General features: G+C 55.5%; 12 protein-coding genes. 7 read left to right on the top strand and 5 right to left on the bottom strand.

Annotation, left to right across the window (positions count from 1 at the left end):
• Window positions 1-52: 52 nt before the first annotated feature.
• Window positions 53-967, bottom strand: a complete 915-nt coding sequence (gene ldcA, locus LOC22_RS00985; protein ID WP_193135702.1) for a muramoyltetrapeptide carboxypeptidase — start codon at window positions 965-967, stop codon at window positions 53-55.
• A 107-nt stretch (window positions 968-1,074) separates the two neighbouring features.
• Here ldcA and emtA point away from each other — a divergent pair, with 107 nt between their 5' ends.
• Complete coding sequence (emtA, locus tag LOC22_RS00980) at window positions 1,075-1,686, top strand: membrane-bound lytic murein transglycosylase EmtA (RefSeq protein WP_032648573.1); 612 nt, start codon at window positions 1,075-1,077, stop codon at window positions 1,684-1,686.
• A 37-nt stretch (window positions 1,687-1,723) separates the two neighbouring features.
• Here the strand turns inward: emtA and ycgR are convergent, their stop codons facing one another.
• Window positions 1,724-2,455: a flagellar brake protein YcgR gene (gene ycgR, locus LOC22_RS00975; RefSeq protein ID WP_017384309.1), complete on the bottom strand. Its 732-nt coding sequence runs from the start codon at window positions 2,453-2,455 to the stop codon at window positions 1,724-1,726.
• 160 nt (window positions 2,456-2,615) lie between these two features.
• Here ycgR and LOC22_RS00970 point away from each other — a divergent pair, with 160 nt between their 5' ends.
• Window positions 2,616-4,718 (top strand): TonB-dependent siderophore receptor, encoded by a 2,103-nt coding sequence (locus tag LOC22_RS00970; protein ID WP_230239269.1) that lies wholly within the window; start codon window positions 2,616-2,618, stop codon window positions 4,716-4,718.
• A gap of 90 nt (window positions 4,719-4,808) precedes the next feature.
• Here LOC22_RS00970 and LOC22_RS00965 read toward each other — a convergent pair whose 3' ends face one another.
• A complete protein-coding gene (locus LOC22_RS00965) occupies window positions 4,809-6,491 on the bottom strand; it encodes an alpha,alpha-trehalase (RefSeq protein WP_230239268.1) in 1,683 nt (560 codons plus the stop codon).
• 437 nt (window positions 6,492-6,928) lie between these two features.
• Between LOC22_RS00965 and LOC22_RS00960 the strand changes: the two genes are divergently transcribed.
• A complete protein-coding gene (locus LOC22_RS00960) occupies window positions 6,929-8,266 on the top strand; it encodes a carbohydrate porin (RefSeq protein ID WP_230239267.1) in 1,338 nt (445 codons plus the stop codon).
• An 87-nt stretch (window positions 8,267-8,353) separates the two neighbouring features.
• On the opposite strand, the gene gap is transcribed toward LOC22_RS00960, so the two are convergent.
• Together gap and LOC22_RS00950 are read right to left on the bottom strand one after the other, a co-directional pair.
• The gene (gene gap, locus LOC22_RS00955; protein ID WP_015570325.1) at window positions 8,354-9,364 is read right to left on the bottom strand and encodes a type I glyceraldehyde-3-phosphate dehydrogenase; all 1,011 of its coding nucleotides are present in this window, start codon (window positions 9,362-9,364) and stop codon (window positions 8,354-8,356) included.
• Window positions 9,365-9,442: 78 nt separating this feature from the next.
• Window positions 9,443-10,423: a GlxA family transcriptional regulator gene (locus LOC22_RS00950; RefSeq protein ID WP_063859186.1), complete on the bottom strand. Its 981-nt coding sequence runs from the start codon at window positions 10,421-10,423 to the stop codon at window positions 9,443-9,445.
• An 848-nt stretch (window positions 10,424-11,271) separates the two neighbouring features.
• Here LOC22_RS00950 and LOC22_RS00945 point away from each other — a divergent pair.
• From LOC22_RS00945 to LOC22_RS00930, 4 genes are read left to right on the top strand one after another with little or no spacing between them, the layout of a single operon-like run.
• Window positions 11,272-11,766, top strand: coding sequence for a hypothetical protein (locus tag LOC22_RS00945; protein WP_006810964.1), 495 nt, complete (start codon window positions 11,272-11,274; stop codon window positions 11,764-11,766).
• 23 nt (window positions 11,767-11,789) lie between these two features.
• The gene (gene tssJ, locus LOC22_RS00940) at window positions 11,790-12,293 is read left to right on the top strand and encodes a type VI secretion system lipoprotein TssJ (protein ID WP_022648418.1); all 504 of its coding nucleotides are present in this window, start codon (window positions 11,790-11,792) and stop codon (window positions 12,291-12,293) included.
• A gap of 28 nt (window positions 12,294-12,321) precedes the next feature.
• Window positions 12,322-13,665: a type VI secretion system baseplate subunit TssK gene (tssK, locus tag LOC22_RS00935; protein WP_015570328.1), complete on the top strand. Its 1,344-nt coding sequence runs from the start codon at window positions 12,322-12,324 to the stop codon at window positions 13,663-13,665.
• 17 nt (window positions 13,666-13,682) lie between these two features.
• Window positions 13,683-14,921 carry a DotU family type VI secretion system protein gene (locus LOC22_RS00930; protein WP_230239266.1) on the top strand — a complete coding sequence of 413 codons (1,239 nt, stop codon included), beginning with the start codon at window positions 13,683-13,685 and terminating at the stop codon, window positions 14,919-14,921.

The following is a 14,921-nucleotide window of genomic DNA, read 5'->3' as shown; positions in this document are numbered from 1 at the left end:
TAACATATTAACAACGTTAACAGCGTTTTATTGAGGGGGAATAACGGCTTTTTTATGCCTTTAAGACCGGATGACCGCTGATTGTTAACCGACTGCCTGCATTATCGTGTACAAGGTGCGCCCGGGCACCCAGCGGCAGCGTAACGGTTTGCTGCTCATGGCCGAAATCCAGACCGGCGATCACCGGGATATCCAGTCGGGAACGAATGAAATCAATCATCGTCTCCAGGGAATAGCCCGCATCGTAATCGTTAGGGGCTGAACCGCTAAAACTGCCCAGCACAATGGCCGACTGCCGATCCAGGATCCCGGCGTGATACAGCTGCAACAGCATACGTTCGACGCGGAACGGGTGTTCATTGATATCTTCCAGCACCAGTATGCCGTCCGCGATCTGCGGCAGCCACGGCGTTCCAATCAGCGACACCAGCATCGCGAGGTTGCCGCCCCACAGCTGTCCTTCACATTCCCAGTGCGGTCCGTTGCCTTGCCACTCGACGGTAAACGTCGGGTTTTGCAGGGCGCGCCAGAAATGGTCCTGGGTAAACGCATCCAGCTCCGGCGCACCAAAGTTGCCGGCCAGCATCGGGCCGCTAAAGGTAATGACGTTATGCAACGCCAGCAGGCCGAGCTGAATCGCCGTGAAATCGCTGTGTCCGCAGATTAACAGCGGATCCTGCTGCTGGCGCGCGGCCAGCCCTGCCCAGTCGATGCTCTCCAGCAACCGGCTTGCGCCATAGCCGCCGCGCACGGCCAGCACAATGGTGTTTTCACCTTCCAGCGTCGCCAGGCTGTTGATATCGCTCAGTCTCTGCGCCTCCGTACCGGCAAAACGCTGCATGCGGCGGGGGATAATTGTCTGATTTTCTACCTGATGGCCCATTTCCAGCAGGCGCTGAACGCCCCGCTGTGCCGCCTCCTGGTTGATGCAGTAGCCTGACGGTGCGATGAGATGAAACTGAGGCATGGCAATTCCTTGCTGAATGAGAATCTAATTGTCTATATCATGCCGCTTATACGCCGCCTGCTTCAAGGGGCGACGTACCGCGATGACCGGCTATAAGGATAGATGACGTGAAATTGAGATGGTTTGCTTTTTTGATTGTGCTGCTCGCTGGCTGTAGTTCAAAACATGATTATCAAAATCCCCCCTGGAACCCTGAAGTGCCGGTAAAGCGGGCCATGCAGTGGATGCCGATCAGCGAACAAGCCGGGAAGGCCTGGGGCGTGAGCCCGCGTCTGATCACGGCGATCATTGCCGTGGAGTCCGGCGGCAACCCGACGCTGGTGAGTAAATCGAATGCGGTGGGGCTGATGCAGTTAAAAGCCTCGACGGCGGGAAGAGAGGTCTATCGCTACATGGGCTGGAAGGGACAGCCATCCACCAGCGAGCTGAAAAACCCGGAACGTAATATCTCTATGGGAACCGCTTACCTGAGCATTCTCGAGCATGGCATTCTGAAGGGGATTGACGATCCGGAAGTGATGCAATATGCGCTGGTGGTGTCGTACGTTAACGGAGCCGGCGCGCTGCTCCGAACCTTCTCATCCGATCGCAAAGAGGCGATAGAAGAGATTAACGATATGGATAAAGATGAATTCTTCGAGCACGTTGTGAAGAATCATCCGTCAGTACAGGCTCCACGTTATATCTGGAAAGTACAGAAAGCGATGGACGCCATGTAACGCCTTTGTCGGGCGGCTGCATGCTGCCCGACGCCTTTCAGCGCACTTTGTTCGCGCGTTCCCGCGCTTCACGCTCCAGTGAGAAGATGATGCGCTGTAGTTCGCGTTCGGCGCCTGGCCCGACATTCAGAAAGCGAAAGCTCAGTCGCGGCGTGGTAATGGTTTCGTTTTTGCTGTCCACCACCTTACGCTCGCTGATGGCAATCAGCTGGGCGTCAAACCAGAAGCGTCCCCATCCGCCCATATCCAGCTCAATCTGACTAAAACGCATGCCTTCCACCAGTCCTTCCGGCTTCGGCGTATCCATTAACGCGCCCATCCCGCCCAGTGACAGGTCGAAGAGACGAAAGCGGATCTCTTTTTTGTCCGGCATTTTTGCCTTACAGAAATAGGCCGGGTGAAGCGGGGCGCTGATGCGAAAAAACTCGCGGCGTTGCACGAACCAGAGGTTAGCGGGCAGGGGAGCGATAAACGCAGGCAAACCCTGGTACGCGATCGTGGTCAGGCGGGGCAGTATAAACTCGACTTTAGCCCCCTGCGTTTCGGCCATCACCGAGAGGTTTTCTGCCTGGAGCGCGGCACGGTTTTCTTCGCTCTGGCTACCCAGATCCACGATCAGGTGTTCTGCCGTCACGTCCAGGATCTTACTGATAAACTGGCTGGTTGACCAGTTGATGCGCAGCGGCACCTCGCCCTTTTTCAGGTCGCGTAATACCCCTAATACAGCCAGCGGATTTTGTTTCAGGAACTGCTCACTGTAGCTACTCACGCCAGATGGCTCCTCGATAGATGACAGACTGTCTCTGGGTTATCGGCACGCTGGCATGAAACTTAATACAAACGATCTGTTTTTCTCCGCCGATATTGATTTGCTAATGGAAATGATAATAATTGGCGTTCCCAATACCATCTAATAACAAGACGACACTATGAGCACCTCACGTTTTGCGTTATGCGCGTTGGCAGGCGCCGTCACGCTGGCATTGCAAACACAGGCTTTTGCAGAAGAACCCACCATCGTGGTGACCGGTACAGAGCAGGGCAGCGCGCTCCCTGCCTGGACCAACAGCGCCACGAAATCAGCCGTCGCGGAAAGTAAAACGCCCCAGGTGATCAACACCATCGCCGCTAAAGAGATTGAGCAGCGGCACGCCAGTTCGGTAAACGAGATCCTGCGCTATGCGCCGGGCGTTTCCACGGAGGTGCGCGGGAGCACCTCTTACATGAGCGAGTACAAAATCCGCGGGTTCAACGTCGAGCAGGAGTTCTACAACGGCCTGCAACTTCCCTATAACGTCACCGGGAACACTAAAGCGCGAATCGATCCGCTGCTGATTGAGAGCGTCGATATCCTGAAGGGGCCGTCATCCGTGCTGTATGGCGGTGGCTCCCCGGGCGGGCTGGTCAATATTCAGAGTAAAAAGCCGCAGAAAGAGGCGAAAACAGAACTGGGCTTTAACACCGGAAACCGCAATCTGAAAGAGGGGTACCTGGACTCCACGGGGCAGATTGCGACCAGCGACTGGAACTATCGCCTGCTGGGTAAAGCGACAGAGAGTGACGAACAGGCGCACACCACGCGCTATGAAAACTATCTGGTGGCCCCCTCCGTGACCTGGCAGCCGGATGACAAAACGCGCCTGTCCATTGACGCGCTGGCGCAAAATACGCCGAGCCTGACGCCGTCTGATCCGATGCCGCTAAGCTATCTACGGTCTAAATACGCCGATCGTCGTGACTATGCCGGGGATGAGTGGAGCGGCTTTAAGCAGCGTCAGTGGATGCTGGGCTACAGCTTTGAACATGAGTTTGACAGTGGCTGGGGCTTTAGCCAGAAAGCGCGCTACTTTGACGTGGACACCCACCAGCGCAGCGCCTATTCAACCGGGACGGGCAGCGAGGTCTACCAGCTTAACCGCTTCGCCTATACCACGGATGAAGATTTACAGAGCTTCAACATTGATAACCAGGTCACCCGAACCGTCGCGCTGGGGGACTGGAAACATCATCTGCTGGCGGGCTTTGACTACCAGAAGCTGAACTCTCACTTCCATTATCGTTACGCCTCGTCCACACCGGGTATCGATATGCGTAATCCGGATCACTCGCAGATCGATAACGATGCGCTGGGGCTTGAAACCGCGCAGAAAAACCGTCTCAGCTATCAGCAGAATGGCTATTACCTCCAGGATCAGATTGCGTTTGGCGGGCTGAACGTGCTGGCCAGCCTGCGCTATGACGACTACCGTTCTGTCACCACCAACTATCTGCAAAACGGTGACAAAGCCTGGGTATCGCAGGATCGCCTCACTAAGCGACTGGGCGCGCTTTATGCCTTTGACAATGGTCTCTCGCCGTTTATCAGCTATTCGGAAGGGTTCGCCCCGGTATCGCCGCAGGGCACGTTGACCGCGAAAGACGTTAAGCCCACCACCAGCAAGCAGGTGGAGGGTGGGGTGAAATACCTGCTGGCGGATTACGCAACCACCTTCACCGCCTCGGTGTTTAACATTCGTCAGAAAAATGTGGTGACCAGCGATCCGGGCTTCCTCAACTATCGCCAGACCGGGGAAGTGGAATCGAAAGGTGCGGAGCTTTCCGCTATGAGTCGTCCAACGGATAACCTGACGCTGATTGCCAACTATGCCTACACCCACGCCATCAATACCGAAGATGACAAGTACCAGGGCAAACGACCGACGCAGGTCCCTGAGAACGCCTTTAATCTGTGGGGAGATTACACCTTTGACAGCACACCGCTGAGAGGGTTAACGCTGGGGGCAGGGGCACGCTACACCGGGCCGATGGAGATCTCGCCAGCCAACGACGCAGGCAAGCTGGGCGGTACGACGCAATACGATCTGGCGGCATCTTACCGCATGGGCGAGCTGGCGCCATCGCTGGAGGGGCTGACGCTGAAAGCGAGCGCGCAGAACGTCACCAACAAAGAGACGCTCACCTGCTATGACGCGACCAACTGCTGGATAGGCCGCGACCGCACGTTCCAGGTCGGGGCGAGTTACAGCTTCTGAAAAAAGCCCGGTGGCGCTTCGCTACCGGGCCAATCTATTGCACGGAACCTTCCCCTCGCCCCACCGGGGAGAGGGTCAGGGTGAGGGGCGCTACTGCGCCGCCTGTTTCGCAGGTGCAACATCATCGTTTGCCGCAGGCTGATTCTCCGGTACGCTGTCGCACGGCTTCTCTTTCGGGCAGACCATGTCCAGCATCCTGAGCGTCACGCCGTTACTCCAGCCGAAACCGTCCTGCAACGGATACTCACCGCCGCCACCGCCGGTACCGGTCGAAGAGACATCGTACTTCTCAACCAGTTTCTTCTCGCGATCGTAGGTATGCTGAACGTTTTTCAGGAAACGCCAGGTTACGTCCATCGCCACTTTCTGCTGACCATAGTTCTGCAACCCTTCCACCGCTACCCACTGCAACGGCGCCCAGCCGTTCGGCGCATCCCACTGCTGCCCGCTGTTGATGGTGGTGGTAGAAATACCGCCCGGTTTCAGCAGGCGTGACGACGCGGCTGCGGCCACTTTATCCGCGCGATCCTGTGATGCGGCCTTCACATACAGCGGGAAGAGGGCTGCGGCCGTCAGCTGATTACGCACCTTCCCGGTTTTCAGATCGTAATCCGCATACCAGCCCTCTTTATCGTTCCACAGGTGGCTTTCCATGGCTTTCTGACGTGCGGAGGCCAGCGCGTCATATTTACTTGCACTGGCGTTATCGCCGTCTTTCTGACTGGCGCGGGCCAGCAGTTTTTCCATCTTAAACATCAGCGCATTCAGATCCACCGGCACGATGCTGGTGGTGCGGATGGTACCCAGCTTCTGTGGATCGTCCATCCAGCGGGAGCTGAAATCCCAGCCCGAGGCCGCGGCAGAGCGCAGATCGCGGTAAATCTCGGTGGCCGGACGGTTAGGGTTATTTTTGGCGGTGGTCACGTCATCCAGCCACGACTCAGGGCGCGGCGTGTCCCGATCGTCCCAGTAGCGGTTGAGGATCGAGCCGTCATCCAGTTTCACCACGCGTTTGTTCGCCTGACCAGCCTGGAGCCCATCAGCCCCCTCCATCCAGTAAGCGTACTCTTTCTCCATCTGCGGACGGTATTTCTTCAACGCGTCGCTGTCATGCGTGGCCAGCAATTCCACCATCAGCGAGAAGAACGGCGGCTGAGAGCGGCTCAGGTAGTAGCTGCGGTTACCGTTAGGGATATGGCCCCAGGTATCAAGCTCGTAAGCGAAGTTGTCCACCATGTCGCCGATCTTATCCCAGTGGCCGCTCTCGGCCAGGCCCAGCATGGTGAAATAGCTGTCCCAGTAATAGACTTCGCGGAAGCGTCCTCCCGGCACGACATAGGGCTTTGGCAGGGGCAGGAGGGAGTCCCATTTGTTCGCTTTGTCAGTGGTGCGGGTCAGTACAGGCCACAGATCGTCTATGTGTTCGCGCAGGCTCTGGCCTTCAGGGGGAACGTATTTCTCACCTTCCTTCGGCAGGATAAAGTTCATCTCTACGAAGTGGCGCAGGTCAAAACCGGACTGGGTATGCTGCATCCGGTAATCCGCCAGGATGGTTAGCGGGTCGCTTTTGGGAACGGCATCCGCGAAGGTTTTCTGATCCGGGAACAGTTTGGCGCTCTGTACTTCATTAAAGAGGGGGCCAAGGAGAATATCAGGTGAGCTTTGCTGGCTCGTTGGCTGGTCTTCAGCATAACCAAATGCGGTAACACCGAGTAGGGCGCCTGCCAACGTAAGGTGTAACAAGCCAGGGCGTAGCATTCGAGTTTTTATCATCGGTTCATCTCCATTCGTCGCTGGGCAGCGTCACCGCTGTCGTCAATCACCTGAAAACCTTAGACGAATATTGCCCGCTTCGCGTGTTAGATATCCCATTTTGCGCATTACCAGACAATTTACCGCCGCGCCCGGACGCGAGAAGCGCGCCGAAAACTATTTACTCGGGGAATGTTTTTTGGGGAATGATTTTAATTAAATATCCTGTCAGGGCACACTATGAATATTGACCAGGCTTATGGGTTGCAACCTTTTTTAATTCTGTGAACGGGGTTGTGTTTCTTTATTACATTCCGCGAATAACTTTCCGTGAAGGTCACACAAAGTAAAAAACATAACCGACATAACAAAAAACATAATAGCCTGCCGAAAAGCATTTAGACGAAATAGAGTGGCCCATCACTTTGGGTATTCACTTTTATTTCAGGATGGATTCTATGCAATTAAAAAAAATGGTTGTCCTCGTGGGGGCACTCTGTTCTGGCTCTCTTTTTGCGGCACAAAGCGCGACGAGCGTAGATGAAAAACTGGCGCAACTGGAGGCGCAAATCGAGGCGTTGAAACAACAGCAGGCGGCCAGTCAGCAGGCTGCTCCCGTGGTCGTCCAGTCAGAAGAGCCCGTCAATAAAGACGCACCACCGAAGCTGACGCTTTCGGGCTTTGGAGATATAAAATTTTATGGCGATGTGGAATTTAATATGGATGCTGCCAGCAAAACCGGCAGTCTGACTTCTGTTAAGCAAAGTGCTAATAGCGACTGGGCGCCGGGAGATAAAGAACGGTGGGATATTAATGGTCGTATTTTGCTGGGGTTTGATGGTTATCGAAAAATGGATAACGGCCATTTTTCCGGATTTTCTGTACAACCACTGGGCGATTTGGCAGGGCAAATGTACCTTGATGATGCGGTATTTTTCTTTGGCGCAGAAAACGACTGGGAAATTAAAGTTGGACGTTTTGAAGCCTACGATATGTTCCCGCTCAACCAGGATACCTTTGTTGAATACTCAGGCAATACAGCGGACGATCTTTATAGCGACGGCTATGGTTACATTTATATGCTGAAAGAGGGGCGTGGCCGTACCGACAGCGGCGGTAACTTCCTGATGAGTAAAACGCTGGATAACTGGTATTTCGAGCTGAATACGCTGTTCAAAGACGGCAGCGATCTGTACGTCGACCAGCGCTACCATAGCGCGGAACTGGAAAATGATAAGAACGTCGCCTATGTCCGGCCAGTTATTTCGTGGCAGGACGGCCCGTTCTCAACGGCCGTCGCCATGGAAACCAATCTGGTCAACAATGCTTATGGCTATCGGGATGACGCGGGTCGTTGGGTCGATCAGTCTGACCGCACCGGTTACGGATTCACCATGACCTGGGATGGTCTGAAAGCCGATCCTGAGGATGGCATAGTCGTGAATCTCAACACAGCGTATCTTGACGCCGCAGACGAAACGGACTTCACCTCCGGCGTCAATGCCCTGTGGCGTAACGCTGAGCTGGGCTATATTTATGCGCATAACGAAATCGACGAATTTAACACTTCAACCTTTGACGCAGAGTGTGAGAATGATTGCTGGATCACCGATCCGGGTGAGTATGATATTCACACTGTCCATGCGTCGTACCTTATTCCCAACGTAATGAAGATGAAGAACTTTAACATTTACCTGGGCGCCTACGCTTCGTGGGTGAACGCGTCGCCGAAAAAGGGAAGCGATAAGAACGACGATCGTTATGGCGGTCGTGTGCGGTTTAAATATTATTTCTGAAGAGTGTCATGATGCCCCTCTGTTAGCAGGCAGAGGGGCCATTTTGCAGGCCGGGTATGCGCAAGCGTCACCCGGCAATACGATCGGCTACAACCCTTTCTTATCCATCAGCACCGCCAGATCCACCAGACGGTTCGAGAAGCCCCACTCGTTGTCATACCACGACAGGATCTTCACCATATTCCCGCCAATCACCAGCGTTGAAAGCCCGTCGATGATGGATGAGCGCGGGTCGCCCTGATAATCACGGGAGACCAGCGGTTCATCGCTGTAGCCCAGGATGCCTTTCAGCGGCCCGCTGGCGGCAGCCTGACGGAACGCGTCATTCACCTCTTCGGCGGTCACGTTGCGGCTCAGCGTCACCGTCAGATCGACAATCGACACCACCGGAACCGGCACGCGCAGAGAATACCCGGTGAGTTTACCATCAAGCTCGGGGATCACTTTCCCGAGCGCTTTTGCCGCGCCGCTGGAGTAAGGCACAATGGATAATGCTGCCGCGCGCGCGCCGCGCAGATCTTTTTCCGGCTGGTCATGCAGCGCCTGGCTGTTGGTGTAGGCATGCGTGGTGTTCATCAGCCCGTGCTCAATGCCAAACTGCTGGTGCAGCACCTGCGCCGCTGGCGCCAGACCATTAGTGGTGCAACTCCCGTTGCTGACCACAAAATGCTGGGCCGGATCGTACAGCGTGTGGTTCACACCCATCACCACCGTCAGATCATCATTTTTAGCCGGGGCGGAAATAATGACGCGTTTTGCGCCGCCGCTCGTGATATGCACCGCCGCTTTTTCACGTTCGGTGAAGAAGCCGGTTGCTTCAATTACCACCTCAACGCCTGCGTCTTTCCACGCAATGTTTGCCGGGTCGCGTTCACTGAATACGGTGATGCGTTGCCCGTCAACCTGTAGCGCGCCGTCCGCCGCTTCCACAGGCACCGGCAGCGTGCCGAGCAGAGAGTCATATTTCAGCAGATGGGCGAGGGTTTTACTGTCCGTCAGATCGTTAATGGCCACAATCTGGAGATCCGGGTTGCCCAGCGCCGCGCGCAGGACATTACGTCCGATACGGCCGAAACCGTTAATACCGACCTTAACCATGATGCACTCCTTATCTGTGTTGTCTGGAGTTACTGTAGGCGTCAGGTCGTATGGCGTAAATGACAAAAAAGGATCATATTACGCCATTCTACGGCAGTGGAAGCGCTGGCGGTATTCGCCCGGCGTAAGATGAAGCTGCTTTTCAAAAACGCGGCGCAGGTTGATGCTGGTACCAAACCCGCTTTTTTCGGCAATGACCTCAAGCGGATCCTGGGTCTGCTCCAGAAGCTGTCGGGCGGCGGCCAGACGCGCTTCGGTGACATAACGGGCCGGAGGCACGCCCACGTCACGCGTGAACACGCGGGTGAAATTGCGCGGGCTCATGGCGACCCGTTCGGCCAGCCTTTCGACGCACAAATCTGCGGTGAGGTTTTGCAGGATCCAGCTTTGCAGTTCGCTGACCGGTCCGCTCGCGCCGGACTGCTCCAGATTATAGCGGCTGAACTGTAGCTGACCGCCAGGCCGACGCAGGTACATCACCATATCCTGCGCCACATTGCGGGCGAGGGTGAAGCCGTAATCATCTTCCACCAGCGCCAGCGTCAGGTCAAACCCGGAGCTGACGCCGCCGGACGTCCAGACGGGGCCATCCTGAACATAGAGCGGGCCGCCCTCAACGTTGACCGCAGGATAGCGGGTTTTCAGGGTTTCCAGAAGCCGCCAGTGGGTCGTTGCCCGGCGCCCATCGAGCAGTCCGGCCTGTGCCAGCAGCAGGGCCCCGCCGCAGACAGAGGCGACGCGGCGCGCATGTGGCGCGGCCAGGTGCAGCCAGTCCACCACGGCGGTGCTCTCCAGCTCATTCATGCCGCGGCCGGTAATGATGATCGTGTCCAGCGGCTCGCGCGGATCAAGCTCCGGCAGGCGATAGTCCGCCAGCAGGTTCAAGCCGGACTGGCCGTGGATCACCAGATGAGGCTGGGTGGTGGCGATAATGGTGCGGTAGCGGGGCTGCGCAAGGCCGTCCGGGTGCAGCCGGTTGGCCTGCATCAGAATGTCGGCGATACCGGCGGCCTCAAACAACATGCCACCATCGGGAACGATAATCAGGATCTTCTTCATGTCCTGAAAAGTACCTTTATCACAAAATAAGTCAAGCGGCAGGCGAACATTGTAGAAGAGACAAATGAGGCGTGCCGGGTGAAAGAGTAGAACGGCAGATGTTGGGAAGAAGTAAAATAAATATGTAGTAACGGTAAAACTTCTTGCGTGAGGTTCACTGTCAGCGCCGCTGAACCCCCCCAGTTTATGGGCTGCAAGGGAGCGCGCTGAACGATGAGAGAGCAAAAAGATGTAGCCGGGCTTAATTGTTTAGGTGCAAAAAATAACCCCAAAGGGGAATTTTGCTCAGGTTATTTCGGATCGCGAAATTAAATTTCTGCCATTTTCTTAGCCGCCATTTGTTTATGCGGGACGCTCGTGCACAATAAAAGTTATCTTCTGAATGCAACAATGAAAATATCCCAGATATATCCCGCAGCGCACAGAAAAAATGAAATTCTACTAATTATGGTAGTGGAGATAATAAGGGGTTACGTTAATGATAGTGGTTCTCTTTTTCCTGTTTAGCCATTAATTTTCATAGAGTTATGCTCGAAATCTGTCTAAGAAAAAGACGATTTTACCTAAGTGCGCATTTTTTATGAGATTAATCCTATAATGCATTGGGCGTATCATTAAACGCCATTAAGCAGGTGGGAAATATTGAATTGATGACAAGCTCATGTAAACTTGTCTACCGTTTGTCAAAATATGTCAGGAGCATGCTGGGCCCATTTCTTTCGGGTTCGTGCGGTAGCTATGCCTTAAAATAGTTACCTGCTGAAAATATTCCGACTATTTTAACAATAGCACCTAAGTCAAATTTTATCCCCTCTCTTCATCCTCTAAATATCGCTACGGAAAAGCATATGAAACTGCGCGTATTGTTATCACTTTTGTTTGTTATGGCGGTGGCGGGCTGTAAGGCGCCGCAGAAACCAGCGATCACCGATGATACGATTGTGACCAGCCAGGTGAATGGCATCACGCTGACGCACCGTCACGCTGTTACCCCTCCGGCGGAGTTCACTCAGGTGAATGAACCGTACCGTGCCATGTACCCGGCATCCCTGATGAGCCGTCCTGACTACGGCGGAAAAGTGATCCGTACGCTTGAGACCGGCAAAACTTACGTTGTGCTGGGGCAGGTTGAACATTTCTGGATGGCGCTGGCCGATGAAGGGAGTGAACAGCTGATTGGTTACGTGCCGATGCGTGCCGTGATCAAGGCTGACCAGTACGAAGCCACCGTGCGTAAACAGGCACTGCGCCCGAAAGCGCGTAAGAAAACCACCTGTGTTGATGTCGATGGCAACAGCAAAGCCTGCAAAGACAGCGCGAACGGTACCTGGATCCTGAACTAAACGGGTTTCACGAGCATATTTTTATGAATAATAAAAATTTTCATCGGATGTGGTTCCCTTTTTTTGCGTTGATTCTCGCGCTGATCGGTGGTTGTACGTCGTCTTCACACAGCGACCCCTCCCGCTACAATCTTCAGTTTCAGGCTCATCCTCAAATCAATGATTCTGCACCGCTTAAGGTCAGAGTGTTGCTGCTGAAATCCGATGCGGATTTCATGTCCAGTGACTTCTACTCCTTACAGAACAACGCGTCAGCCACGCTTGGCGCGAATCTGCTGAACAGCGATGTGTTCTTCCTGATGCCGGGCCAGCTTTCGAAAACCCTGAGCGGACAAAGCTCACCGGAAGCGCGCTATATCGGCGTGATGGCGGAATACCAGGCGCTGGACGGCAAAAAATGGCGCGTCTCACTTCCTTTGCCTGTTCCCGGCGAAAACGCGATTTACCAGTTCTGGAAATGGTCCGCAGATGAACTCCAGGCCAGCGTCTTTCTTGACGTAAATGGTATCCGGGTCATCAGCCAGTAACGCCCTTCATAACAGGAAAGAGATCATCATGACGAAAGCAGAAAAGGTCGTCTGGACCGAGGGCATGTTCCTGCGTCCCCACCATTTTCAGCGGACAGAAAGTTACCTCCTCAACCACGTTCGTGAGTGGGGGGCCTTGCAGCGATCGTATCTTTGGGGCTTTCTCGACCTTGAGCTGGATGAAGCGATGCTTCGCCAGGGCTGTATTGCCCTGAGCTACTGTAGCGGTTTGCTGCCTGACGGCACCTTTTTCCAGGTTCGCAGCGACCGCAATGGTCCGGCCCCGCTAAAAATCCCCGATAATCTCACCAACGAAAAGGTGGTGCTTGCGCTGCCGGTTCGTCGCGGTGGCCGTGAAGAGGTGATTTTCAGCGAGGAGCAGTCTTCTCTGGCGCGTTTTATTACCTTTGAACAAGAGGTGGAAGACGACAACGCCATGTCGGTCGGGGAGGCGACGGTCCAGTTTGGCCGCCTGCGTCTGACCCTGATGCTGGAGAAAGATCTGACGGCAGAATGGACCGCCATCGGCGTGGCGTACGTCACCGAAAAGCGCAACGACAACCACGTGCGGCTGGATAACAGCTACATTCCGCCAATGCTGAACGCCAATAACAGCCCGCAGCTGTACGGCATGATCAATGACCTGCACGGCTTGCTGGTGCAGCGTAGCCAGCAGATCGGCGGTCGACTGCGCCAGCCGGGGCGTTTCAATACGTCCGAGATGGTTGAGTTCACGCTTCTCTCGCTGATCAACCGCCACCTTGGCGACGTCTCACATTTAAAAACGCTGCCGCTGCTTCACCCGGAAGCGCTCTGGCGCAGCTGGCTGCCGTTTGCCACGGAGCTCGCCACCTGGACGCCGCAGCGTACCGCAGAGAGCATACTGCCGGTATACGACCATGACGATCTCGCCGTTTGCTTCAGCAAACTGATGCTGATGCTGCGTCAGGGGCTGTCGCTGGTCATGGAAGATCATGCCATCCAGCTGCCGCTGCACGAACGCTCCCACGGGCTGAACATCGCCACCGTGCCGGAGACCAGCATGGTCCGCGAATTTGGCTTCGTGCTGGCGGTAAAAGCCAATGTCCCCGGCGAACACCTGCAAACCCATTTCCCTGCCCAAATGAAGGTTGCGCCAGTGTCGAAAATTCGCGATCTGGTCCAGCTCCAGCTGCCGGGCATCATGCTTCGGGCAATGCCCGTCGCGCCGCCGCAGATCCCGTGGCATGCAGGCTACAGCTATTTCGAGCTCGAGAGGGGCAGCGAACTGTGGCACGAGATGGACAAGTCCGGGGCATTCGCGCTGCATCTCGCAGGGGAATTCCCGGGTCTCGATATGGAGTTCTGGGCCATCCGTAGCCCGACAGAATAATAAAGCGAGCGCTTAATATGCAGGAACGACAGGATACCGGCAGTGATGCCGTGTTTACCGGAGCCAGTGGGAACAATCAGCTGGTGGCGGCCGCCAATCCGCTGCTCAATGCGATTCCGCAAATCCGTCATTCGGTTTCCCACGACGATCAGGTCGGGCTGCGCCAGCGCCTGATTGACGAAATTCGCCGTTTCGAAGTGCGATGCCAGCAGGCGGGCTTACCGTATGAAGTGATTGTCGGCGCGCGCTACTGCCTCTGCACGGCGCTGGACGAAGCCGCCGCGCTGACCCCGTGGGGAAGCAGCGGCGTCTGGTCAAGCAATGGTCTGCTGGTGACGTTTCATAACGAAACCTGGGGCGGTGAGAAGTTTTTCCAGCTGCTGGCGCGTCTGTCGCAGAATCCGCGCGAACACATTCTGCTGCTGGAGATGATCAACTACTGTCTGCTGCTCGGCTTTGAAGGCCGCTACCGCGTGCTGGACAATGGCCGGACCCAGCTTGAAACCATCAAACAGCGCCTGTGGCAGATGATCCGTGGCGTGCGCGGCAGCTACCCGCCGCCGCTCTCGCCGCACCCGGAAGATCGCCCCGTTCTGCGCAAGCTCTGGCGGCCGATGATCCCTCTTTGGGCGTGCGTGGCGCTGGTCGGCTTTATCGCCTGCCTGTTCTATATCGTGCTGAACTGGCGTCTGGGTGATAACACCAGCCCGGTGCTGGCGAAAATTTACCAGTCCCAACTGCCGGAAACCACCATCCAGCAGCCTGCGCGTCAGCTGCCGGCGGTGCTGAACCTGCGCGGCTTCCTGAAACCAGAAATTGATGCCGGTCTGGTGGCCGTTAAGGATGAGGCGGATCGTAGCGTGGTGATCCTGAAAGGGGACGGACTCTTTGCCTCGGCCTCAACGGTGGTGCGCGATCGCTATGAGCCGGTCATCGACCGCATCGCTCAGGCGATGAATAACGTCAGCGGCAAAATTCTGGTGGTGGGGTACAGCGACAACGTGCCGATCCGCAGCGCACGCTTCGCCTCCAACTATGAACTCTCGCTTGAGCGCGCCCGTTCGGTGCAAAAACAGCTCCAGGGCAGCCTCTCACAGCCTGGGCGCGTCAAAGCCGAAGGACGGGGTGAGATCAACCCGGTAGCGCCTAACACCACGCCTGAAAATCGCGCCCGTAACCGCCGCGTAGAGATTACGCTGCTGGTATCGCCTGACAATACCCAGGCCGAGCTGAACGGATTGCCGCAAGGAAACTAA

This window comes from Enterobacter sp. AN-K1 (assembly GCF_020971765.1).
GTDB lineage: Bacteria > Pseudomonadota > Gammaproteobacteria > Enterobacterales > Enterobacteriaceae > Enterobacter > Enterobacter hormaechei_C.
This window is presented reverse-complemented; position numbering and strand designations above follow the sequence as displayed.

Coding starts and splice junctions, on each gene's coding strand:
- ldcA (WP_193135702.1), bottom strand. CDS start 967: ATGCCTCAGTTTCATCTCATCGCACCGTCAGGCTACTGCATCAACCAG.
- LOC22_RS00970 (WP_230239269.1), top strand. CDS start 2,616: ATGAGCACCTCACGTTTTGCGTTATGCGCGTTGGCAGGCGCCGTCACG.
- LOC22_RS00965 (WP_230239268.1), bottom strand. CDS start 6,491: ATGATAAAAACTCGAATGCTACGCCCTGGCTTGTTACACCTTACGTTG.
- LOC22_RS00960 (WP_230239267.1), top strand. CDS start 6,929: ATGCAATTAAAAAAAATGGTTGTCCTCGTGGGGGCACTCTGTTCTGGC.
- gap (WP_015570325.1), bottom strand. CDS start 9,364: ATGGTTAAGGTCGGTATTAACGGTTTCGGCCGTATCGGACGTAATGTC.
- LOC22_RS00950 (WP_063859186.1), bottom strand. CDS start 10,423: ATGAAGAAGATCCTGATTATCGTTCCCGATGGTGGCATGTTGTTTGAG.
- LOC22_RS00945 (WP_006810964.1), top strand. CDS start 11,272: ATGAAACTGCGCGTATTGTTATCACTTTTGTTTGTTATGGCGGTGGCG.
- tssJ (WP_022648418.1), top strand. CDS start 11,790: ATGAATAATAAAAATTTTCATCGGATGTGGTTCCCTTTTTTTGCGTTG.
- tssK (WP_015570328.1), top strand. CDS start 12,322: ATGACGAAAGCAGAAAAGGTCGTCTGGACCGAGGGCATGTTCCTGCGT.
- LOC22_RS00930 (WP_230239266.1), top strand. CDS start 13,683: ATGCAGGAACGACAGGATACCGGCAGTGATGCCGTGTTTACCGGAGCC.